The following is a 23,809-nucleotide window of genomic DNA, read 5'->3' as shown; positions in this document are numbered from 1 at the left end:
TATAATGGCTAAAAAAGTATTAATACACAGTATAGTTTTTGCTCCTGATGCGGTCTCAACTGCCTATCTTTATAATGACATTGCCTATAATTTAAAAAAGAACGGATTTGAGGTTGAAGTACTTTCAACAATGCCACATTATAATAAAGTTGATCTGAATAAAACAAAATTTCAGAAGAGATTTTTAGGGCTTTATTATACCAGTGATTACAAAGGAATTAAAGTATATCATGTACCACAAAAGAAATATGAAAGTGTTCTTTTGCGTGGATTTATTATGATTTATTGGCATGTATTATCGTTTTTTCTGGGCATGAAAATAAAGAATGTGGACGTTATTATCAGTCCTTCGCCGCCCCTTACAATTGCATTGGTATCTATTGCTTTAGCAAAACTTAAAAAAGCAAAATTTATTTATAACGTTCAGGAAATCTACCCGGATTTTTTTGTGAATCAAGGTAAAATGAAATCCCAGTTTGTTTTAAAGATTCTTAAAAAGCTGGAAAAGTTTGTTTATAAAAACTCGGATTCTTTAATAACAATAGATCAGAATTTTAAAAATACCCTGGTCCCCAGAATGGAGAACCCGGAAAAGATTGAGATTATTGCCAATTTTGTAGATACAGAACTTTATCACCCAATAGATCATCCGGTAGTAAATACACAATTGTTTCCTGCCAGTGAAAATCTGAAAGTAATGTATGCCGGTAATATAGGTTTTGCGCAGGATTGGGATCCTTTGATAGAAGTTGCAAAAAGAACCAAAGGAATGCCTATCACTTACTTTGTTATCGGAGATGGAGCATGCAGATCCTGGCTGAAAAGTGAAATTGAAACCCATCAGTTGAATAACATCAGCCTTATTGATTATCAGGCAAGGGAAAGTATTCCGCATGTTATAAACTATGCGGATCTGCATTTTATCTTTATGAATAAAAAACTGGAGAAAGATGGCCTGCCTTCTAAAGTGTATACAATTATGGCCTGCAAGAAGCCTTTATTGGTGATCAGTAATAAGAATACCCCTCTTTATGATCTGTTAGAAAATACTGATGCTGCATTTTTAATAGAGAACTCATCCAATAATGTCAATGAAGAATTATTCACTGTTTTATCAGAAGCTTTAAATAATAAAGACAGATTGAAGCACATGGGAGAGAAAGGCTTTGAAATGGTACAGAAAGACTATACCAAAGAAAAGGTCACTGAAAAGTATTACAAACACATAGGTAATTTAATAAACCATTAATCATACGTAGATGAAAATAATTATTATAACTCAGGAAGACTCTTTTGTTGTTCCTAAAAATATTGAAAAGATTCTGCGCTTGGAAAATGTAGAACTTTTAAAAGTAATAGATATTGATTCCAATTACAGTTTGGTCAATAAGAAATCTTACTTTATAAAAGGTTTCGGACTACTGCAAACCATCAAAATGGGACTGAAAGTAGTTACAGCCAAGGTTCTGAATACCATAGATACCGTTACCTCTTATAAACTTGCGATTAAACCTAAAAGTTTAAAAGCAGTTTCAGAGAGATATAATATTCCATTTGACAGAATCAAGAATCCAAATTCTGCGGATTTTTTAGAAGAAGTTAGAGCTTTGCAGCCAGACCTTATTGTATCTTATTCAGCACCTGTAGTTTTTAAAGAAGCCTTATTAAAGATACCCAAGCATGGTTGTATCAATTTACATTGCTCCCATTTACCTCATTATGCTGGGGTAATGCCTAGTTTCTGGACATTGTATAAAAAAGAAAAAACCACAGGAGCTACCGTGCACTATATGGATTCAAAAATTGACAATGGTGCGATTTTAAATCAAAAAGAAATTGCAATTTCTGAAAATGAAACCATGTTTTCGCTAATTTTAAAAAGTAAAGAGATCGGCGGAAATCTGATGTGTGAAACAATCAGGGATATTCAAAATTCTACTGTTAAAATTAAAGAGAATTTTGCTGAAAAAGGGAGCTACTTTACATGGCCTACAGTTGAACAATTTCAGGATTTTACAAAAAACGGAGGAAAATTGATATGAAAAAATATGCTGTACTTAGTATGGATGTGGAAGATTGGTTCCATCTGGACTATTTTACAAAAGAGGACTGTGATCAAAGCCAATCTACTTTAGATGGGTTAGATATTTATCTGGATATTTTAGACCAATATGGTATTAAAACTACTTTTTTTATTGTAGGTGAACTTGTAGAAGTTTTACAAGATAAGATTAAGCTTATTAAAGAGAAAGGCCATGAGATCTGTCTTCATTCCTATGCCCATAAGAGACCTCTTCAACTGAGCCTGGATGAATTCAGAAAAGATACCGTGGAGGGAATGAATTCATTTAAAAAGTTTACAGGTCTTGAAGTGGATGGTTATAGAGCGCCATGCTTTAGTTTAGACAGAGACCGTCTGGAGATTTTAAGAGAGCTTGGCTTTACCTTTGATTCCAGTAAAATAAAATTTGATGCCCATGATCTGTATGGAAGGATTAATCTTGATGATTTTGAAGAATTTAATCCTACCATATACAAACAAGGTTCATTCTATGAATTCGAAGCTTCGACTGTTGAAGTGTTCGGAAAAAATTTACCGGTTTCAGGTGGGGGGTATTTAAGGATTTTTCCATGGACCCTGACCAAAATGCTTTTAAAAAAATATTTAAAAAAGAACCAGCATTATTTCTTTTATATTCATCCGTTTGAGTTTTCCAGAAACTATAATATCACAGTTCCTGAAAATACAGACTTCAAAACAAAAATCAGATTTAATCAGGGAAGAAAAAGTGTTGAAAATAAAATGCACAAACTTATTAAACTGTTAAAAGAGAATAATTATGAGTTTGTTACATTTAATCAAATAATTAAAAATGAAGGCTAAACTTCTTTTAACAGGGGCGAGTGGCTTTATAGGTTCTCAACTGTACAAAACCTTGGTATCAGAGTATGAAGTTACTGCTGTTGCTTCAACGGATGCAAATGGATATGTTGCTCTGGACCTTTTGAACGAAAAAGATTGTAAAGACTTTTTTAAAGATAAAAATTTCGATTTTATTATCCATGCAGCAGCAATAGCTCATGGTAAGAAAAAAGGGAGTACGATGGGAGTAGGAGATGCTAATATTCTCATGACAAATAATATTTTTAATGCGCTGGATACCCAAAATACAAATGTCATTTTTCTAAGCTCTGTTTCTGTATATAGTTTTAAAAACGATAAAGAGGTAATTTCCGTAAATGATCAGCCCATTCCTGTTACAGAATATGGTGAAAGTAAACTGACATGTGAGAAACTCTTAAAAGAAAAAAAAACAAAGTCATTGCATGTTTTAAGACTTGCTCCTGTGTACACTGAAAATGATTTGAAGGATTTGGGAAAAAGAGTGTTTCTACCTGGATTGAAGGTTCCTTTCCTTACCAAACAGGAAAGAGTTTATTCTCTATGTCATGTTGATCAGGTTGTTAAAACAGTAATTAATTCAATGGGTTTAAACTATGATTCGATAACAATTGTAAAAGATCTACAAGATCATACACAGGAAAATTTATTGTCTTTTTTTAATATTGAAAAGCCTAAGATAATTATAAACAGAAATCTTGTTAAACCATTATTTTTTGTATTAAGTTTAATTCCTGTTTCGAAATCTAATGTGATCAGAGACATGTTAACGAAGTTATTTTATTCAGTCCGATATACCAATTAATTTGATTTTTGATGAGTGATTTTATTTATTTAGAGATAATTGTATTGCTGTTTCTGGCTGAGTTGATCTATTTCAAAATTGCCGATAAATATAATATTATAGATAAACCTAACCATAGAAGTGCCCATACACAGGTTACTTTAAGAGGGGGAGGTATTATTTTTCCAATTGCTTTTATCCTCTTTTGTCTGTTTAATTTTAATCAAGCGATACATCATTACTGGTCTTTTGGATTAGGCCTTCTTGCAATATGCACCATCAGCTTTATAGATGATATTAAAACGTTGTCCAATAAAATAAGACTTTCTGTACATCTTATTGCTGTTATTTTACTTTTATATTTTACAGGTGCGTTCGATTTGATGCCTTTCTGGATATGGCCTGTTCTTTTTATCATGATTATAGGAACGCTGAATGCCTATAATTTTATGGATGGGATCAATGGTATGACAGGGTTATACAGTTTGGTTACGTTGTGCACCCTGGTTTATATCAATAAAGAAGTTGTCCAATTTACGGATGATAATTTTATATACTATCCGGTTCTGGCATGTATTGTATTCTTATTTTTTAATTTTAGAAAAAGAGCAAAATGCTTTGCTGGTGATGTTGGAAGTATGGGAATAGGTTTTTGGGTAATAGGTCTTATTACTTTATTGGCCATGAGAACTCAGGATTACAAATACATTCTCCTTTTATCTATTTATGGGATGGAAGTTGTTTTAACAATCACAGAAAGATTATTACTTAAAGAAAATATTTTTGAGGCACACAGAAGGCATTTATATCAGCTTTTTGCCAATGAAAAAAAAGTTTCTCACTTGTTGATTAGTTTTGTATATGCTCTTTTTCAATTGGGTATAAATATTCTTTTAATCAAATCAGCATTACTGGTTTGGATGAATATTCTTATCATATTCTTACCGATAGGTGGATTATACCTAATTTTAAAATGGAGCATTAAAAAACAATATAATCTCTAAATTTTTTAGAAATAAATCATGAAAATTAAAGAAACCCCGCTTAAAGATTGCTATATCATAGAGCCCACTGTTTTTGAAGATGACAGAGGCTATTTTTTTGAAAAGTTCAACGAAAAAAAATTCGAAGAATTGACAGGAATGAATGGTCACTTTGTACAGGATAATATTTCCAAATCTGCTTATGGTGTTTTGAGAGGACTGCATCTGCAAAAAGGAGAACATGCTCAGGCAAAATTGGTTTCCTGTCTTGAAGGAAGTGTATGGGATGTAGCGGTAGATCTTAGAGAAGATTCTCCTACATTCGGAAAATGGTTCGGAGTGGAGCTTACTGCTGAGAATAGATTACAGCTTTATGTACCGAGAGGCTTTGGGCACGGGTTTTCAGTGCTAAGTACCCATGCCGTATTTTCTTATAAATGTGACAACTTTTATAACAAAGAATCGGAAGGCAGCGTAAAATTCAATGATGCAGATCTGAATATTGACTGGAAGATTGATGAAAAAGACACTGTGCTTTCGGAAAAGGATCAGAATGCACCCGGATTTAAAGAAAAAAACTTTTAAAGTATACCCTTGAAAACCACTTTTTTAAAGTGGTTTTCATTTTTTAATTCTTAACTCTTCAATATTTCGTATCTTTGCACACTCAAAATCAAAACGATGCGTACAAAATCTGTAGGGAAGAAGAAAATCAATGTAGTCACTCTTGGATGTTCCAAGAATGTATATGATTCTGAAGTATTAATGAGCCAGCTGAAAGCCAACGGCAAAGAAGTGGTTCACGAAGACCGTGGCGACATTGTGGTCATCAATACCTGCGGATTTATAGATAATGCTAAAGAAGAATCTATCAACACCATTCTTGATTATGTAGAAGCCAAAAACAGAGGTGAGGTTGAAAAAGTATTCGTTACAGGATGTCTATCAGAAAGATATAAGCCAGATTTGATAAAAGAAATTCCGGATGTAGATCAGTATTTTGGAACAAGAGATCTTCCAATGCTGTTAAAACATCTTGGAGCAGATTACAAACATGAGCTGGTAGGAGAAAGATTGACAACAACTCCAAAACATTATGCTTACCTTAAAATCTCGGAAGGCTGCGACAGACCATGTTCTTTCTGTGCGATCCCATTGATGAGAGGGGGGCATATTTCAACTCCTATCGAAAAACTCGTTTTGGAAGCTCAGAAACTGGCCAAAAAAGGAACAAAAGAATTAATTCTTATTGCTCAGGATCTTACCTATTATGGTTTGGATCTGTATAAAAAAAGAGCTTTGGGAGATCTTTTAAAAGAACTCGTAAAAGTAGAAGGAGTAGAGTGGATTCGTCTTCATTATGCTTTCCCAAGTGGATTCCCGGAAGATGTTCTCGATATTATCCGTGAAGAACCTAAAGTTTGTAATTATATAGATATTCCTCTTCAGCATATCAATTCAGATTTATTGAAATCGATGAAGAGAGGAACTACGCATGAAAAAACTGATGCTCTTTTAGGGAAATTCAGAGAGAAAGTTCCTGATATGGCCATCAGAACAACACTTATCGTAGGGTATCCTGGTGAAACACAAGAAAGATTCCAGGAACTTAAAGACTGGGTGAGAGAGCAGAAGTTTGACAGATTAGGCTGCTTTACTTATTCTCATGAAGAAAATACAACTGCCCATGTATTAGAGGATGATATTCCTCAAGAAGTAAAAGAAGCAAGAGTGGAGGAAATCATGGAGCTGCAGTCTCAGATTTCATGGGAAAAGAACCAGGAAAAAATAGGTAAAATATTCAGATGTATTTTTGACCGTAAAGAAGGTAATTATTTTATAGGAAGAACAGAGTATGATTCTCCAGATGTGGATAATACAGTGATGGTTTCTGCTGAAGATACTTATATTTCTATAGGTGAATTTGCAGAGGTCAAAATTACTTCAGCTGAAGAGTTTGACTTATATGGAGAATTGGTATAGCTAAATATTTATTAATCAGTTGGATATAGAGTTTGTAAAATTAATATATTAATAAATTTTAACATAGAATTTTCTCTGCTGTTTATTTTTATTTAATTGATAATCAAATTGTTAATATTTTGCAAAATTAAGATTTTTTAATTTTCTTTTTTTATTTATATAAATTCAAAAATTATATCTTAAATTTGCGCAATAAGCAATGTTTTTAACATATGCTATCAATAAGTTTATTATTGGAAATTGGGTTAAGATTCAATCAAAATAGTTAAATTATTGAAGTTAGCTAAAGATAATATTCACAAGTTGGTATGTAATATCCTTTTTGTAAATATTGATGAAAAAAATGTAATTAAAAATCTTTAAAAACTTATGAAAAAATTTTTATTAACAGCAATTATGCTTGTTGGCCTTTCGGCCCTTTCTAAGGCTCAACAGGGGCGAGTGGGGATTAACACAACCACACCTGCCGCAACTTTAGACGTAGCAGCAAATACTACGGATAATACAAGACCTGACGCCTTACTAGTCCCTCGTATGACAGCTGCAGAGCTTAGTGCAAAAGATGATGCTACGCCAACTTCTGCCTATGCTACAGCTCAAAATGGTGCGTTAGTGTACATTACTTCCGGTACAGGAACAGGTCCAAGAAAAGTAAAAATTACAGGTCCTGGATTCTATTATTTTGATAACTCAGTTCCTGAATGGAAACCTATAGGTGGAGGTGCTATCACAACCAATGCCTATACTAACGTTGCACAATCAACTGCTATTAACAAGAATGAATCAATGCTCGTAACTACCAATGTAACTATTGCAGCTCCTGCAGTAGCAACTTCAGTGGCTGGAGATAAATTCAGAATTGTTGATGCTACAGGTGGTGCTGGATTTAGTGTTACTGGTGTTCACTCGAGTACAACTACTTCTCCAGCCGTATCAGGTTCAGCATTAGAGTACACTTTCATTAGCGGTGCATGGTATTGCACAAGTTTATAATTTTAAATAATATTAAAATGAACACAAATAAAAAAATTTCTGCTCTGGTATTATTAGCTGTTGGTATTTTTTCTAATGCACAGATCAAAACAAATAATACAATTAACGCTACGATAGGCGGAGAGTCAGTTTACTTGGATGCTTCAAGTTTCCCTGCATCAAATAACTTAGGAAAAGGTTTATCTGTTCCAAGAACAAACTTAACTACATTCACATTTGTTACACCAGTAACTAATGCATTGAAATTTCCTACAGCTTATGATGGTATGATCGTATATAACTCTGTTGCTGGTACTACTCCCACTACAGGTTCTGGTATAGGTAGCCAAACTGTAGATGTTGGCTTTTACTATTTTAGTAATCCTACCCCAACACCTGCATTCTCTTCTGCATCAGGAAGATGGTTGCCATTAGGAGGCAGTACAAAAGAAAATATTCTTACAACTGAGACAATTACAAATAGACAAATTAATAACGCTCAGATCTATGCTATTAAAGGATCTTTTGCAGTAAACGGATCAACAGCTCCTACTAGTTATACTAATGCCGTAATTATTCCTCCTACAGGAAGCTTATATAGAATTACTATTTATCAGACTGGAACAAACAATGTTTATGCTAACAGTGTGTATTCTTATGATAAAACTAATGGAAACTTTATTACAGGTTCCCCAAGTATGTCTGTAGTGTATCCTAATGGTAACTATGACTATGTTGTAGAATATACTAAATAATAATTTATCTAAGTACAGATAAAAAAACCAATGAGAAATCATTGGTTTTTTACTTTTAAGAGACTTGTGTTCATTTATTTTATCGGGTAATAAATCATTACTAATTCATTTTTTGAACGACTGAAATCAAATATTTGTTGAATAAGTGTTCAGTCTATCCATTTTAACAAAATAAAAGGGTGTTAAAAATGAGTTCAGGAATTGAGCTTTATAAGGTTGAGGGTCTTCTATCAGACTATTTTTTTGAAATCTGATTTTAAGATATTTATTCTTTATGATTGTTTTTTCTAATCAATTCTTAACATTGTTGTTTTTGTTAGTGTATTGATTATCAGCTTGTTTTGAAATTGTAGATTTTAAATTATATAGGAATTAGTTAATTATGTTAACTTTTTGGGTGTTTTTTTAACACTTTTTAACACCTTGGCTTAAATCCCCTATTCATAGGAGCTTACAGGATTGTTTAACATTTATTTAATGTTTTGTTAACTGTTTTTAACATATGGAGTAGGGTTTTATAAAGATTCCTGATACTTTTGCTCTGTCAAAAACCAATAAAAGTTCAAAATGATGAAAAGATTCATTCTCGTAATCATAATGATGATTTCAACCTTAGGTGTTTATTCTTTTACGAGTAATGCCTTAGATGCGAAAAAAACAAGTTATGCATCGTACTACCACGATAAATTTAACGGTAGAAAAACTGCTAGCGGAGAAATCTTTGATAACTCAAAGTTTACTGCAGCAAACAGAACGCTTCCATTTGGAACAAATGTTAAGGTTACGAACCTTAAGAATGGTAAAGAGGTAATAGTGAGAATTAATGACAGAGGGCCTTTCCATTCATCAAGATCTTTAGACATGTCTAAAGCTGCGTTCGATGAGATCGGAGATATCAGCCATGGTACAATTCCGGTCGAATATGAAATTGTCGATTAATCTTATGATTTAAATTATGAAAAGCCAGCTGATTCAGCTGGCTTTTGCGTTTATAAGTATGTTTATTATTATAAATCCAATTCCAATAAAGCAGGGCAGTGGTCTGAATGTACTGCTTCCTTTAATATAACAGCTCTGCTAAGTTTGTCCTTTAAACTATAAGAGGTAAAGTTATAATCCAGTCTCCAGCCTTTGTTTCTGGCCCTTGAATTTTGTCTGTAACTCCACCATGTATAATTGTCAGGATCATTATTGAAAAATCTAAAGCTGTCAATTAGCTCACACTCATTCATGAAATCCGTCATCCATTCTCTTTCCATAGGAAGAAATCCTGAAACATTCTTTAAGCCCTCAGGATTGTGAATATCGATGGCTTCGTGACAAATATTAAAATCACCGGATATAATCAGATTAGGAATTTCTTTCTTTAAATTTTTGATATATTCTAGAAAATCATGGCAGAACTGCATTTTAAAGTCAAGCCTCTCAATATTAGATGCAGAAGGAACATATACAGAAATAGCAGAAAACCCGTCAAAATCCGCACGGATGATTCTTCCTTCATTATCGTAGCTTTCTATACCACAGCCATATTCTACATGATTGGGTTTGATTTTTGAGGCAATTCCGACCCCGCTGTAGCCTTTTCTTACTGCGGAGTGCCAATAACTGTGATATCCTAATTTTTCAAGACTTTCAATATCTATCTGGTCATTTCCAGCCTTACTCTCCTGAATGCAGATAATATCCGGATCGGCACTCTTCAGCCAGCCCAAAAAATCTTTCGTAAAAGCGGCTCTGATTCCATTGACATTGTAGGTGATTAATCTCATAAACAAATGTAATTTTTTTCAAATGTAAGGAAATAAAAAAGTCGGTTTTGAATTTCAAAACCGACTTTTTTATTTTTACTAAGAGATTTTATTTTTTAAAAACTGTTTTACCGTCTTTTGTCAACTCAATTTCTTCCCCTTTACCTCTAAGCTCATAATGGTCATTTTTATACCAGATTCCAGATGCAGGCTTTTGCCCCTGTAATTCAATCGTTTCTTTGTTAAAAACTACTGTAGCAGTGTTTTTAGTGTTATTGAACGTCATATCCAATGTTTTTCCACTACTGTCTTTTGATGTACTTTTTATAATTTCATCTTGAGTACCGGAAACTGCTGCTGAATCAGATGGCTTGGATGCAATACTGTCTACAGAAACCGGCGTAGAATCTGTTGCTTTCTTTTCTTTATTACATGAAGTCAAAAATAGTGCTGCTAACGCTGCCGTGATAAAAATGTGTTTTTTCATAAGTTGATATTTATTTATGGATGTCTTTCAGTATGCAAAATGAATGCCTTAAAAAAAGCGGAAAAAATCATTCGATTTTTTCCGCTTTAAACCCAAAATTAAATAAACTATGAAAAAAACTACTTGGGTTCTAAAATACTGATAGGAATGATACACTCTTCGAGTGAAATTCCACCATGCTGGTAAGTTTCTTTATAGTAATTAACAAAGTGATTGTAATTCTTAGGATAAGCCAGGAATATATTGTTCTTTGCAAAAATATATTTTGAACTTAAGTTTCCTTTTGGAAGGAACAGTTTCTCAGGATTGGTAATTGCCCATACATCACTGTCATCATATGTTAAACTTTTACCTGTTTTATATCTGATATTGGTAGATGTTTCTCTGTCACCCACTACTTTACTTGGCTTTTTCACATAGATTGTTCCATGGTCTGTAGTAATCACCAGTTTGTATCCATTTTCTGCCGCTGTTTTGATGATCTTCAAAAGTGAAGAGTTTTCAAACCAGTTGAAGGTAAGGGAACGGAATGTTTTATCATCACGGATTAGTTGGTCTACAATATGGTTGTCTGTTTTCGCGTGAGAAAGAATATCGATAAAGTTATAGACAATCACCAAAAGATCATTGTTTTTATGCTGATTGAAATCATCATAGATCTTTCTTTCAAAATCAGCATTCAGTACTTTAAGATACTTCATAGATTTTGATCCAAGACCTATTCTCTTCATCTGATCTTCAAGAAAATCACGCTCGAATTCATTTTTATTTCCTTCTTCATTATCGTTAAACCATTTATCCGGGAAACGTTTCTCAATCTCAGACGGCATTAGTCCCGCAAAGAAAGAATTTCTTGCATATTGTGTAGCCGTAGGAAGGATGCTGTAGTAATAGTCTTCCGATATTTTATTGTAGTATTTTGTAAATAAAGGCTCAATCACTTTCCACTGGTCATAGCGAAGATTGTCTACCATCAGTAAAAGAACCTTTTCCTTTTCAACTTCCGGTTTTACTTTTTCCTTGAAAAGGGTATGGCTCATAAGAGGCTTGTCAGAATCAATAAGCCAGTCTGCATAGTTCTTCTCGATAAACTTAGAAAACTGAATATTAGCTTCTTCTTTCTGAGACTGCAGAAGATCTGCGAACTCATTATCTGCTACCTTATCAAATTTGATCTCCCAGCTAAGGATTTTTTTATAATATTCTGCCCATTCCTGATACGTTCTCAAATAAGAAAGTTCCATAGAAAGGTTTCTGAATTCCTGCTGGTATTGTAAAATAGTTTTTTGTTCAACCAGATTATCCTCCTGAAGATTTTTCTTTAATGAAAGTAAAATCTGGTTAGGATTTACAGGTTTTAATATATAATCGGCAATCTGTGAACCAATTGCCTCTTCCATAATGTGTTCCTCTTCACTTTTGGTAACCATTACAATCTTTAAGGAGTTATCTTTTTCCTTAATCATAGGAATGGCTTCCAGTCCGGAAATACCGGGCATATTTTCATCAATTAACGTTAAAGCAAATTTCTCTGAATCCATAAGTTCCAAAGCCTCATTCACATTATTTACAGGAGTTACCTGGTAACCCTTTTTTTCTAAAAATACGATATGAGGTTTAAGTAAATCTATTTCATCATCGATCCATAATATCTTTTCTGACATAATTTATTTTTTACATGGTTATTCTATCAAAATGTTGACCAATTCCTTTTAAAATCTCACAAAATCGAAAGATTAAAAGTTAAATAATAGTTAAATGAAAATCCCATTAGATATTTCACTATTTTGCTTTATTTAATCGGTACTTTTTATATACTCCAAAGCTCTTTCCAGAACTTCATCTTTTTCGTTTTTAAGCCCTTTCACACTGGTTTTTACAAGAATATCAGGAATAATGCCTATCCTTTGCGTTTCTCTGCCATCAGGATAATAAGCACCAAGCCCTGTAAACCGGGTGTCAAGATCTGCTATTGTAAACATGATGACATCTCCGTTGGCCCCCGAAGTATTACTGCCGATAATTTTAGCTTTCGGATGTTGTTTCAACATCATTGTTGTGGTCTCTGCCTGGCTCTGGGTACTCTCATCTACTAGAACGATTACATTTCCTTTATAGTATTCAGGATTCTTTCTGCCTGTAACATTTTTTCTGCTGTAAAATTTGCCAGGGTAGCCAGCGTCAGGAAAAATAAACTGATAATAAACAGAAGGCTCCGGAAGAAGCAGATAACTTAAAGGGATAATGATTTGTTTGGGATAATTCCTAAGGTCAAAGATAATGGATTTTGCAGATTTTAAATTGCTGTACATTTCATCCAGGTCTCCCTTTTCTATAATTCCCATGTCAACATACCCGATTGTTTCTTTCTCGTCAATGAATTTCCATTTTGTGGGTGTTTTATTTTTCTCATGAATAATGTCTTTGAGAAAATACGTTTTGGTTTTAATTTCCAGATTTTGTCCCTCTCTTTCAATCTTTACAGAAATAGAATCCCTGTTGCTGAAGAGAAGCTTATCCTTTATTTTATTAACTTTCCCCCAGGAATTGGATGCCGGACTATACTTTCCCAAGCTGTTGATCATTTGCGGAATCGTTTTACCTTCAATATCATAAATGACATCTCCTGTGTGCAAAGGACTTTTATTTCTGGGTCTTGTGGCATTGATTTTTGTAACCACCAGTTTTCCTTCAGCGTAGGAATAGTCTACGGGTATTTTTCGGCTTCCGTATAAATTATTCTGAATTTCTTTTGAAGAAAGATAGGCATGCGAGTCATCTGTTTTGGTGACCAGTTCAGCTAATGTTAAATGATACTTTTCGGTATTGTCTACCCCAAGAAACTTAGGGATCATTTCTGTAAGAACGTCATTCCAGTTCTGATCGGTTTCATATTTATAAGGAAAAAAGTACTCTATATAATTCCAGTATCTGAATAATTCTAATAGACTAATGGTCTTGGAAGTGAATTTTGAACCATATGATTTCTCATTTATGAAATATATTTTTCTCCCCCATTTCCCCAAATAATGATTATCTCCAAGATTCCGATTATTTTCAATATCATGAAATTTTTGAGAGAGTTCTTTGGAGAAAATAAGAGAATTATCCATCCAGCTCAGGTCAAAATTTTTAAGAAAATACACTTTATTATCTTTTGCTGAGCACTCTTTACATGGTGGAACTTCTCCAAGGCTTTTGATCCAGTCGGCATAAAGATTATTTAAAGATTTTTTATCATTAATATATTCAAGTTCATTAATTTTCTGGAAAAGCTGTTCGTCCCAATTCAGACTTCCTTTTGCTACATGAGGGTGATAATATTTCAGAAATCCCCAAACTCTGCATAAGGATTCCAATTTTTGTGTCTCAGATACAATTTGGGCGGAAAAATTTAAACTTAAAAATAATAAAAGAAAAAGAGAGCAGTTTCTCATTAAGAGTGGGTGTGTTTTCTCTCAAAGATAATCCTTTAATACAACAGATGCAAAAGGTTTTCAAGAAAATACTGAACTAAAGATAAAAGTGCACCATAGAGATTTTTAAACCATCAGTATAAGGGTGTTATTTGTGAAAAATATTTGCGTAATCAGAGCTTAATCCTCATATTTTAATAGTAATTTAATAAAAGTCTAAATTTTAAAATGCCTAACTTTGTTTACTAATATTGACGTCTCAATGCAGAATAAGCTAAAAATTATCAACGATCCTGTTCACGGGTTTATCAAAATTCCACACGAAATTTTATTTGACATCATTGAGCATCCTTACTTTCAAAGGTTAAGAAGAATCGGTCAGACCGGGCTTTTGAATCTGATATTTCCCGGTGCTACCCATACCAGATTTCATCATGCTCTGGGAGCGATGCATCTGATGTTTACTGCTTTGGAAACGTTGAAACAGAAAGGGGTGAAGATTTCTGAGGAAGAGGAGAAAGGAGCGATGTTGGCTATTCTGATGCATGATATTGGTCATGGTCCGTTTTCCCATGCGCTGGAAAGTATGCTGATGGATGACTGGCATCATGAAAATCTTTCTTTATTGTTGATGAATAAGCTAAATAAGGAGTTCGGCGGGCAATTGTCTATGGCTATTGAGATGTTTCAGGGGAAATATCATAGAAAATTTTTCAATCAATTGATTTCTTCCCAGCTGGATGTAGACCGTTTGGATTATCTGAAAAGAGACAGTTTTTTTACCGGAGTGTCAGAAGGAAATATTAATACGCAGAGAATTATTTCCATGATGAATGTTTGTGAAGAAGGTGAGCTGGTGATTGATGCAAAAGGAATTTATTCCATTGAAAATTTTCTGACAGCCAGAATGTTTATGTACTGGCAGGTTTATTATCATAAAACTTCGGCTTTAGCAGAATTTCTTTTGGTTAAAATCCTGGAAAGAGCAAAATATCTGATTTCTCAGGGAATTGAGCTTCCGGCAACAGAGAACTTAAAATACTTTTTGTACCGCGGAAAGAGTGCTGCAACGGATGAAGATATAGAAAGATTTACTAAACTTGATGATAATGATGTGATCCAGGCGATGAAAGAATGGCAAAACTCGGATGATTTTATTTTATCTTACTGGTGTCAATGTGTCATTCAGAGAAACTTACCTAAAACAATTATTTCATCACATCCATTTAGCCAGGAAGTCATTGATGAAAAAGTAAAAAATATCAATGAATTTTTCAAAATTGATAATGGGAATGAACTGGTTCACGAAATAAAAAGAAAATTATTGCCCTATCACGCAGAAAAGCAGCCAATCTATTTACTGCATAAAAATGGTAAGAGAACAAGGCTTCATGAGTCAGAAGATCAGCTTTTATCAGGGTTGATGATAAATAAAACAACCCGCTATATCCTTATGTTTCCAAGAGATATGTCATGGCTAGACTCTTAAATAATATTAAAATTTACGATCTGAAACCAAAAAATGTTTGCAAATTATAGAATTTCTTATCTTTGCAGAATATGGAATTTACAGCTTCGCAAATTGCAAGTTTTATTGACGGAAAAATAATAGGTGACGAGAATGCACTTATTACAGGGGTTTCACCAATTGAAAATGGGGAATCAGGACATCTTTCTTTTATAGCACAAGATAGATTTTCTCATTTTTTAGATACCTCAAAATGCTCTGTTATCATCGTTTCGGAAAAACTTCTGGAAAAAAATAATTATAACTCTACCTTAATCATTGTAAAAGATGCTTATCTTTCTTTTCAGGTTCTGATGAATTTATATCAGGAAATGCAGGGAAGAAAAGAAGGTGTTGAAGATGGTTCATCCATTCACGATACAGCTGTGATAGGAGATAAAGCCTATATCGGAGCATTTACGTATGTTTCCGAGAAAGCCAAAATCGGGGAGGGTTCACAGATCTATCCACATGTATATATTGGAAAAGGAGTGAAAATTGGTAAAAACTGTAAAATAGACAGTGGTGCCAGAATTTACGACTACTGTATCATTGGAGACAATTGTGTGATTCATTCTAATACGGTAATTGGAGGTGACGGTTTTGGTTTTCAGCCAACAGCCGAAGGTTTCAAGAAAATACCGCAGCTTGGAAATGTAATTATTGAGGACGATGTAGAAATTGGCTCAAACTGTAGTATAGACAGAGCTACAATAGGATCTACCGTTATAGGAAAAGGAACCAAAATTGATAACCTGATCCAGATTGCTCACAATGTGAAAATTGGTCAGAACAATGTCATTGCTGCACAGGCGGGAATTGCAGGTTCTACCATAATCGGTGACTGGAACCAAATTGGAGGTCAGGTAGGAATTGTCGGACATATCAAAATAGGAAATCAAGTGAAAATTCAGGCCCAGAGTGGTGTGAATTCAAGCGTTAATGATAAAGAAACATTGTATGGTTCACCAGCAATCAGTTACAATGACTATTTGAGAAGCTATGTTCATTTCAGGAATTTACCTGGAATAGTAAACAGAATAAATAATCTTGAGAATAACTCAAAAGATAATACTAATGAGTGATATGCAAAAAACACTTCAGCAAGAGGTAACTCTTTCTGGAATTGGCCTTCATACTGGTAAAGAAGTAAAATTGACCATTAAACCTGCAAAAGAAAATACAGGTTTTGTATTTGTAAGAACAGACTTGGAGGGACATCCTCAGGTAGAAGCAGATGTAAATTATGTTGTAGCAACAGAAAGAGGCACTACATTAGAAAAATTAGGGGTAAAGATTACCACATGCGAACACCTGTTAGCAGCCCTTGTGGGTTGTGATATTGATAACGCAGTTTTAGAAATGGACGCCTCTGAGCCGCCAATTTTGGATGGATCTTCAAAATACTTTGTTGAAGCGATAGAAAGTGTTGGTGTTGCAGAACAGAGCGTAGCGAGAGAATATCTTGTTGTAAAAGAAGTTCTTACATACAGTGATCCGGCTACTGGTTCGGAAATCACAATCATTCCTTCAGATACTTACGAAGTAACGACAATGGTAGATTTTGGGACTAAAGTATTAGGTACTCAGAATGCTACACTTAAAAATATTTCAGAATTTAAAGACGAAATCTCATCAGCAAGAACTTTCAGCTTCCTGCATGAATTGGAAATGCTTTTAGATCACGGTTTGATCAAAGGTGGAGATATTTCCAATGCTATTGTATATGTAGATAAAGATCTTACTCCTGAAACTACAGAAAAATTAAAGAAAGCCTTTGGGAAAGACAATGTATCGATCAGACCAAACGGTATTCTTGACAATCTTAATTTAAATTATCCTAACGAAGCTGCAAGACACAAATTACTGGATGTAATCGGTGACCTTGCTTTGGCAGGAGTGAAAATAAAAGGTAAGGTTATTGCCAACAAACCGGGACACTATGTGAATACTCAGTTTGCGAAAAAATTAAATCGTCAGTGGAAATTGCAGAAAAAGAAAAACGTTCCAGATTTTGATCTGACAAAAGAACCCGTATTTGATATCAACGGAATTATGAAGCTTATGCCTCACAGACCTCCGTTCTTATTGATCGATAAGATTCTTGAACTTTCAGACTCTCACGTAGTGGGACTGAAAAATGTGACAATGAACGAGCCATTCTTCGTTGGACACTTCCCTAAAGAACCTGTTATGCCTGGAGTTCTTCAGGTAGAAGCATTAGCACAGACAGGAGGTATCTTGGTACTGGCAAGCGTTCCAGATCCAGAAAACTATTCTACATATTTCATCAAAATTGATAAGGTGAAATTCAAAAGAAAAGTAATTCCTGGAGATACGCTTATATTCAAAATCGAATTGATCGAGCCTATCAGAAGAGGGATTGTTCATATGCAGGGGTATGGATATGTAGGAGATGCAGTGGCAGTAGAAGCAGAGCTTATGGCTCAAGTTGCAAAAAATAAAGTTGATTAAATGATTCATCAATTAGCAGCCGTAGATAAACGTGCGAAAATCAGCAAAAATGTAATTGTAGAACCGTTTACTACAATTGCCGGAGACGTGGAAATCGGAGAAGGAACCTGGATTGGTCCTAATGTTACCATCATGGATGGGGCAAGGATAGGGAAAAATTGTAGAATTTTCCCCGGGACTGTAATCTCTGCAATTCCTCAGGATCTGAAATTTGATGGTGAAGATACCCAGGTTATTATCGGTGACGAAACTACAATCAGGGAATGTGTTACCGTAAACAGAGGTACAAAAGCTTTAGGATATACTAAAATAGGTGCCAACTGTCTTATTATGGCTACTACACATATTGCACATGACTGTGTAATAGGAGATCACGTTATCATTGTAAACGGTTGTGGTATTGCAGGACATGTCGAGATCGGAGACTATACTGTAATGGGAGGATTATCTGCTGTACACCAATTTGGTAAAATCGGAAAACATGTAATGATTTCCGGAGGTACTTTGGTAAGAAAAGATATTCCGCCTTATGTAAAGGTAGCAAGAGAACCAATGTCTTATGCAGGAATCAACTCTGTTGGTTTAAGAAGAAGAGGATTTACCAATGAGAAAATTTTTGAAATCCAGAAAATCTACAGAGCGATCTTCCAGATGAAAATGAACGTTTCTCAGGCTATTTCCCACATTGAAAAAGAAATGCTTCCAACAGCGGAAAGAGATGAGATCCTTCAGTTTATTCAAAACTCACCAAGAGGTATTGTAAAAGGATACGGAACAACTAAAGAGAGTAACTAAACAATAAAAACACAAGCATATTTATGAAAAAAATAATTTTAACAATTGCCTTTTCGTTATCTGCTATTGTGTTTGGACAGCAAACAGAAAAGTCTGAAACTGGAAAAAAGGAAAAACCTTTTACTATAGAAAGAAAACTTTCCGAAGTAGCTAATGATAGTATTGCAAAAAATAACTTAAATAGTATTCTGAAACAGAAAAATACCGGAAGTTCAATTTTAGGAACTACCGATCAGTATAAAACTGATCTTCAGATGAATGTAAACAGATTAAATAATAATGTGAATACGTTCAATAACAATACATTTAACAGGATGATGCCCCAAGGGCAAGGAATACAGTTGAATAAAAGAAAATAAATATTTACAAAATTAATGGCAACAAGTAACGATATCAGAAAAGGTCTTTGCATTGAATATAGCAATGACATTTTTAAAGTAATTGAGTTTCTTCACGTAAAACCAGGAAAAGGTCCTGCTTTCGTAAGAACAAAACTGAAATCAGTAACCAACGGAAAAGTTCTTGATAATACTTTTTCTGCAGGACATAAAATTGATGAAGTAAAAGTAATCACAAGAAAGTTCCAGTATCTTTACGATGATGAGAACGGTTTCCACTTCATGAATAACGATGATTTTTCTCAGTTATATTTAAATAAAGAAATGATTGAAAACTCAAACTTGATGAAAGCAGGTGAAGAGGTAACAATCATTTTGAAAGAAGCTGATGAAACTCCACTTTCTGCTGAACTTCCACAGTCAGTATATCTGGATGTAATTGAAGCTGATCCGGGAGTAAAAGGAAACACGGCAACAAATGCTCTTAAAAACGCTATCGTTGAAACAGGAGCAAGAGTAATGGTTCCTCTATTCATTGAACCGGGAGACAAAATTAAAGTAAGCACTGAAGACGGCAGCTACTTAGAAAGAGTGAAATAATAAATACAATTTACATAAATTCGGTTTGCATCAGCAGTCCGAATTTTGTTTTATAAAAATCTATTGTTATGAGATTCCATTCTCCGCAAAAGCTTAAAACGATTGCAGATTTAATAGGCTCAAAATTTGTGGGCCCTGAAGATTATGAAGTATTGGGAACCAATGAAATTCACATGGTAAAACCAGGTGATATTGTTTTTGTGAACCATCCCAAGTATTACGACAAAGCATTACACTCTGCAGCTACTATTATTTTAATTGATAAAGAAGTAGAATGTCCGGAAGGCAAAGCACTTTTAGTGTCTGATGATCCTTTCAGAGACTTTAATAAAATCAATACTCATTTTACCAGAATATATAATTTCACAGAAGAACTTCACGATGTTGAAATAGGAGAGGGAACAAAGATTCACCATTCTGCAGTGATAGGAAACAATGTGAAAATCGGAAAAAATACCCTTATCTTCCCAAATGTTGTGATCGGAGATCGTACTGAAATCGGAGATAATGTTGTTATCCAGTCCAACACTGTTTTAGGAGGTGATGCTTTTTACTATAGAAAATTAAATGGAAACTTTGACCGTCTGATTTCTGTAGGAAATGTGATCATTGAAAACAATGTGGAGATCGGAAATGGCTGTACCATTGATAGAGGAGTTACAGACTCTACGATCATTGGAGAAGGCTCTGTTTTGGATAACCAGATTCAGATCGGACATGATACTGTTATCGGAAAAAAATGTCTTATTGCTTCTCAGGTAGGAATCGCAGGATGTTGTATCATCGGAGATGAGGTGACATTATGGGGACAGGTAGGAATCGCTTCCGGGAATAGAATTGAAGCGGGATCTGTGCTTTTGGGTAAAACAGGAGTGAACAGAGATCTTGAAAAAGGAACCTATATTGGGATGTTTGCAGAAGATTTCAAGACTTATCTGAAAAAAGAAGTAAAACTGAGAAATCTCAAATAAACAATTCCAAAGGTTTTATCCAAAATCAAAGAAATTTGAGTAAATTTGTGAGCATTAATAAAATAATAAATAAATTAAAACAACAATAAAATGTCAATTTTAGTAAACAAAGATTCTAAAGTAATTGTACAAGGATTTACAGGGAACGAAGGAACTTTCCACGCTGGTCAGATGATTGAATACGGAACCAATGTAGTAGGTGGTGTTACTCCAGGAAAAGGAGGTAGCGAGCACTTAGGAAAACCTGTATTTAATACTGTGGCTGATGCTGTTGAAAAAGCAGGAGCAAACGTAAGTATCATTTTTGTACCACCGGCATTCGCAGCAGACGCTATCATGGAAGCTGCTGAAGCAGGAATCAAAGTAATTGTATGTATTACTGAAGGTATTCCTGTAGCTGATATGGTAAAAGTAAAAGCTTATATCGCAGACAGAGACTGCAGATTAATCGGACCAAACTGCCCTGGAATCATTACTTCTGAAGAAGCTAAAATTGGTATTATGCCAGGTTTCGTTTTCAAAAAAGGGAAAGTAGGAATCGTTTCCAAATCAGGTACCCTTACTTACGAAGCTGCTGACCAGGTAGTAAGAGCAGGTTACGGTATTTCTACTGCTATCGGTATCGGTGGTGACCCAATCATTGGAACAACGACAAGAGAAGCATTAGAATTATTCATCAACGACCCTGAAACAGAAGCTGTTGTAATGATTGGTGAAATCGGTGGAGGTCTTGAAGCTGAAGCTGCAAGATGGTACAAAGCAAGCGGATCTACTAAGCCGGTTGTAGGATTTATCGCTGGACAAACAGCTCCTAAAGGAAGAACAATGGGACACGCAGGTGCTATCGTAGGGGGTGATGAAGATACAGCTCAGGCTAAAATGGAAATCATGAGAGAAAACGGTATCAATGTAGTAGATTCTCCAGCGGATATCGGTGCTACTGTAGCGAAAATTCTAGGATAACATAAATCACAACATATGAAAAAACTTTTATTAGCCTCAGCTTTGACTCTTTCCGCATTATCCTTTGCACAAGTGCAGTGGAATAATACAAGATTCGGTCTTACAGCAGGTTTAAACTACTCAAGAGTAGCCAATGCCCACAATCCCTCTGGCCCAAGATATACCTTTCAAGGTGGAGCTTTGGCTTTGATCCCCGTAGGGAAGGCAAATCAATTCTTTATACAACCCGAAGTTCTGTACTATGGTGCAGGAGAAACCGGGAAAGATAAGGATGCTAAAGGAAAAGATGGTTATGATGCTGTATATGCAAACAACTATCTTAGTGTGCCTCTTTATTTTAAAGGATACTTTTCAGAAGCTGAATCGGAATTCTTTGGAATGATTGGACCTAGATTTAACTTTTTAGTAAGTCAGGATGTTAAGAATGCCCCAATAGGCAGACCTTACTATGATCCGGATGTTACCGATCCTGCACAACCAGCCGGTGTAAACGGTAAAGCGAAAAGCTTTAACTGGGGACTTGGTCTAGGAGTAGGATATAGCTATAAGAGACAACTTGAAGTAGCTTTAAAATATGATTTAGGACTTTCCGACACTTACCCTGGTCTTGTAAAAGAAAAAGGAGGTAGTGACAAGAAAAAATCAGAGCAGGTAATAGCACTTACTTTAAGCTATATATTCAAATAGAATATTTCAAATATAAAAAATCCCGGAAAGTAAATTTCCGGGATTTTTTTGTTTATATATTTTTTATTGCAAAATTGAGTAAAGCTAAAAAAGCAAATAAGCTTAGTGTACTTTTATCTTTTCGCTTAGCCTCTAATCCATTTCCAAAGCTCTTTTAACGTCGCTTTATTTCCATACATCAAAATCCCTACACGATAGATTTTTCCGGCCAGGAAGATCATGAAAACAGTGGTTCCCAATAACAATGCAATAGATAATGCAATCTGCCATGCAGGAACTCCAAATGGTATTCTTGCAATCATCGCAACGGGTGACGTAAATGGAATGATTGATAACCAAAAGCCTAATGGTCCATCCGGGTTATTCATTAAAGTGAAACTTCCATACATTCCCAATGTCAAAGGTAAAATAGCAAATAAAGTAAACTGCTGTGTCTCTGTTTCGTTGTCAACAGCAGAACCAATGGCTGCATAAATAGAACTATAGAAGATGTATCCCAAAAGGAAAAAAACGATAAAAACGAAAATAATCAGTGGGAAATTAAGCTCCAGTAAACTGTGGGAAATCTGAGTAACAAGCTGTCCCATATCCAGTTTACTTGTAATCTCTTCATTTCCACCAGGGATATTTTTCTGAAGAGGAGAGAATCCGGTATTCAGAACCAATGCTCCAATGACAGACATAGTAATCCAGATCAGAAACTGCGTGAGTGCAACCATTGTTACCCCTAGGATTTTACCCATCATCAGCTCAAAAGGTTTTACAGAAGAAATGATGATCTCTACAACACGGTTATTCTTTTCCTCAAGTACGCTTCGCATTACCCTTACCCCATAAATAATGATAAACATAAAGGTAACATACATCAGGACCATACTCAGACCTGATCTGACTCCGAAAGCAAGATCAGAATCCTCTTTGTTGTTATCTGTTACATTAATCGTCTTTAGAGTGAAACTTTTATCAAGATCATCTAACTGAGTTTCCTGGATACCCAGTTGTTTGATCTTTTCCTTTTTAACAATATTACTAATGTCGGAAACAATTTTCTGTTTTGTATCGAACCCTATTTTACTATTGATCACCAGCCTTGTGTCTTGTTCAAGCGCATCAAAGTTCTGGTTTTTCAGTTCTGGCAGAATTAGAATACCATCCAGGGATTCATTTCCCTTTAAATTATTGATTTTGGATTTTTCGTCTGCAGCAGAAACAAAAACGTAATTTAATTTGTCATTAGATTTCAGCTGGTTGGTAAACAACCCGCTTTTATCAACCACTTCTATAATACTGTGTGACTCATTCGCCTTAAACATTAATCCTACTACCGCTCCAAAAGCAATAATCATGACAGGTGCCAGCAAGGTCAATACAATGAAAGACTTTTTCTTAACCTGTGTAAGAAATTCCCTCTTGGTAATTAAAAAAATATTATTCATAAAA

Annotated in this window: 24 protein-coding genes; 19 read left to right on the top strand and 5 right to left on the bottom strand. The window is 34.6% G+C overall.

Going from position 1 to position 23,809, the window contains the following annotated elements:
* Positions 1-4 precede the first annotated feature (4 nt).
* The 10 genes from AC07UM_RS06720 to AC07UM_RS06675 all read left to right on the top strand — a co-directional run bounded on the left by AC07UM_RS06720 (position 5) and on the right by AC07UM_RS06675 (position 9,318).
* Positions 5-1,249, top strand: coding sequence for a glycosyltransferase family 4 protein (locus AC07UM_RS06720; RefSeq protein WP_494681781.1), 1,245 nt, complete (start codon positions 5-7; stop codon positions 1,247-1,249).
* A 10-nt stretch (positions 1,250-1,259) separates the two neighbouring features.
* Positions 1,260-2,042, top strand: coding sequence for a methionyl-tRNA formyltransferase (locus tag AC07UM_RS06715; protein WP_494681780.1), 783 nt, complete (start codon positions 1,260-1,262; stop codon positions 2,040-2,042).
* Positions 2,039-2,884 carry a polysaccharide deacetylase family protein gene (locus tag AC07UM_RS06710; RefSeq protein WP_494681779.1) on the top strand — a complete coding sequence of 282 codons (846 nt, stop codon included), beginning with the start codon at positions 2,039-2,041 and terminating at the stop codon, positions 2,882-2,884. The genes AC07UM_RS06715 and AC07UM_RS06710 overlap by 4 nt, the downstream gene beginning before the upstream one ends.
* Entirely contained in the window at positions 2,874-3,707 is an 834-nt protein-coding gene (locus tag AC07UM_RS06705) for an NAD-dependent epimerase/dehydratase family protein (RefSeq protein WP_494681778.1), read from the top strand. Before AC07UM_RS06710 ends, AC07UM_RS06705 begins: the two co-directional genes overlap by 11 nt.
* A gap of 11 nt (positions 3,708-3,718) precedes the next feature.
* Positions 3,719-4,690, top strand: a complete 972-nt coding sequence (locus tag AC07UM_RS06700; RefSeq protein ID WP_494681777.1) for an MraY family glycosyltransferase — start codon at positions 3,719-3,721, stop codon at positions 4,688-4,690.
* Between the two features lie 18 nt (positions 4,691-4,708).
* Entirely contained in the window at positions 4,709-5,254 is a 546-nt protein-coding gene (rfbC, locus tag AC07UM_RS06695; protein WP_494681776.1) for a dTDP-4-dehydrorhamnose 3,5-epimerase, read from the top strand.
* 96 nt (positions 5,255-5,350) lie between these two features.
* Positions 5,351-6,652, top strand: coding sequence for a 30S ribosomal protein S12 methylthiotransferase RimO (gene rimO, locus AC07UM_RS06690; protein WP_109738427.1), 1,302 nt, complete (start codon positions 5,351-5,353; stop codon positions 6,650-6,652).
* A 396-nt stretch (positions 6,653-7,048) separates the two neighbouring features.
* A complete protein-coding gene (locus AC07UM_RS06685; protein ID WP_494681775.1) occupies positions 7,049-7,645 on the top strand; it encodes a phage tail-like protein in 597 nt (198 codons plus the stop codon).
* Positions 7,646-7,662: 17 nt separating this feature from the next.
* Positions 7,663-8,379: a hypothetical protein gene (locus tag AC07UM_RS06680; protein ID WP_494681774.1), complete on the top strand. Its 717-nt coding sequence runs from the start codon at positions 7,663-7,665 to the stop codon at positions 8,377-8,379.
* A 567-nt stretch (positions 8,380-8,946) separates the two neighbouring features.
* Entirely contained in the window at positions 8,947-9,318 is a 372-nt protein-coding gene (locus AC07UM_RS06675) for a septal ring lytic transglycosylase RlpA family protein (RefSeq protein WP_105681225.1), read from the top strand.
* Between the two features lie 68 nt (positions 9,319-9,386).
* On the opposite strand, the gene AC07UM_RS06670 is transcribed toward AC07UM_RS06675, so the two are convergent.
* The 4 genes from AC07UM_RS06670 to AC07UM_RS06655 all read right to left on the bottom strand — a co-directional run bounded on the left by AC07UM_RS06670 (position 9,387) and on the right by AC07UM_RS06655 (position 13,976).
* Positions 9,387-10,151, bottom strand: coding sequence for an exodeoxyribonuclease III (locus tag AC07UM_RS06670; RefSeq protein WP_494681773.1), 765 nt, complete (start codon positions 10,149-10,151; stop codon positions 9,387-9,389).
* A gap of 88 nt (positions 10,152-10,239) precedes the next feature.
* The gene (locus AC07UM_RS06665) at positions 10,240-10,617 is read right to left on the bottom strand and encodes an MliC family protein (protein ID WP_494681772.1); all 378 of its coding nucleotides are present in this window, start codon (positions 10,615-10,617) and stop codon (positions 10,240-10,242) included.
* 119 nt (positions 10,618-10,736) lie between these two features.
* Complete coding sequence (gene porX, locus AC07UM_RS06660; RefSeq protein ID WP_103233780.1) at positions 10,737-12,281, bottom strand: T9SS response regulator signal transducer PorX; 1,545 nt, start codon at positions 12,279-12,281, stop codon at positions 10,737-10,739.
* A 132-nt stretch (positions 12,282-12,413) separates the two neighbouring features.
* Positions 12,414-13,976, bottom strand: a complete 1,563-nt coding sequence (locus AC07UM_RS06655) for a S41 family peptidase (RefSeq protein ID WP_494681771.1) — start codon at positions 13,974-13,976, stop codon at positions 12,414-12,416.
* 319 nt (positions 13,977-14,295) lie between these two features.
* On the opposite strand from AC07UM_RS06655, the gene AC07UM_RS06650 reads away from it, so the two are divergent.
* From AC07UM_RS06650 to AC07UM_RS06610, 9 genes are all read left to right on the top strand, one after another.
* Complete coding sequence (locus AC07UM_RS06650; RefSeq protein WP_494681770.1) at positions 14,296-15,522, top strand: HD domain-containing protein; 1,227 nt, start codon at positions 14,296-14,298, stop codon at positions 15,520-15,522.
* 71 nt (positions 15,523-15,593) lie between these two features.
* Entirely contained in the window at positions 15,594-16,625 is a 1,032-nt protein-coding gene (lpxD, locus tag AC07UM_RS06645; protein WP_494681769.1) for a UDP-3-O-(3-hydroxymyristoyl)glucosamine N-acyltransferase, read from the top strand.
* Positions 16,618-18,015, top strand: a complete 1,398-nt coding sequence (locus AC07UM_RS06640; RefSeq protein WP_103231670.1) for a bifunctional UDP-3-O-[3-hydroxymyristoyl] N-acetylglucosamine deacetylase/3-hydroxyacyl-ACP dehydratase — start codon at positions 16,618-16,620, stop codon at positions 18,013-18,015. The genes lpxD and AC07UM_RS06640 overlap by 8 nt, the downstream gene beginning before the upstream one ends.
* Positions 18,016-18,810 (top strand): acyl-ACP--UDP-N-acetylglucosamine O-acyltransferase, encoded by a 795-nt coding sequence (lpxA, locus tag AC07UM_RS06635; RefSeq protein WP_494681768.1) that lies wholly within the window; start codon positions 18,016-18,018, stop codon positions 18,808-18,810.
* A gap of 23 nt (positions 18,811-18,833) precedes the next feature.
* Positions 18,834-19,169 carry a hypothetical protein gene (locus tag AC07UM_RS06630; protein WP_494681767.1) on the top strand — a complete coding sequence of 112 codons (336 nt, stop codon included), beginning with the start codon at positions 18,834-18,836 and terminating at the stop codon, positions 19,167-19,169.
* 15 nt (positions 19,170-19,184) lie between these two features.
* Entirely contained in the window at positions 19,185-19,748 is a 564-nt protein-coding gene (gene efp / locus AC07UM_RS06625) for an elongation factor P (RefSeq protein ID WP_076352561.1), read from the top strand.
* 68 nt (positions 19,749-19,816) lie between these two features.
* Positions 19,817-20,719 (top strand): UDP-3-O-(3-hydroxymyristoyl)glucosamine N-acyltransferase, encoded by a 903-nt coding sequence (locus AC07UM_RS06620; protein ID WP_494681766.1) that lies wholly within the window; start codon positions 19,817-19,819, stop codon positions 20,717-20,719.
* Positions 20,720-20,809: 90 nt separating this feature from the next.
* Positions 20,810-21,682: a succinate--CoA ligase subunit alpha gene (gene sucD / locus AC07UM_RS06615; RefSeq protein WP_103231674.1), complete on the top strand. Its 873-nt coding sequence runs from the start codon at positions 20,810-20,812 to the stop codon at positions 21,680-21,682.
* 15 nt (positions 21,683-21,697) lie between these two features.
* Positions 21,698-22,369 (top strand): porin family protein, encoded by a 672-nt coding sequence (locus AC07UM_RS06610; RefSeq protein ID WP_494681765.1) that lies wholly within the window; start codon positions 21,698-21,700, stop codon positions 22,367-22,369.
* Positions 22,370-22,494: 125 nt separating this feature from the next.
* Here AC07UM_RS06610 and AC07UM_RS06605 read toward each other — a convergent pair whose 3' ends face one another.
* Positions 22,495-23,805, bottom strand: coding sequence for an ABC transporter permease (locus tag AC07UM_RS06605; protein WP_494681764.1), 1,311 nt, complete (start codon positions 23,803-23,805; stop codon positions 22,495-22,497).
* Positions 23,806-23,809: the final 4 nt, after the last annotated feature.

This window comes from Chryseobacterium sp. GW821-FHT04C04, from assembly GCF_059420365.1.
Note: the sequence above shows the minus strand (reverse complement) of the source record. Positions and strands in the feature narration are given on the sequence as shown.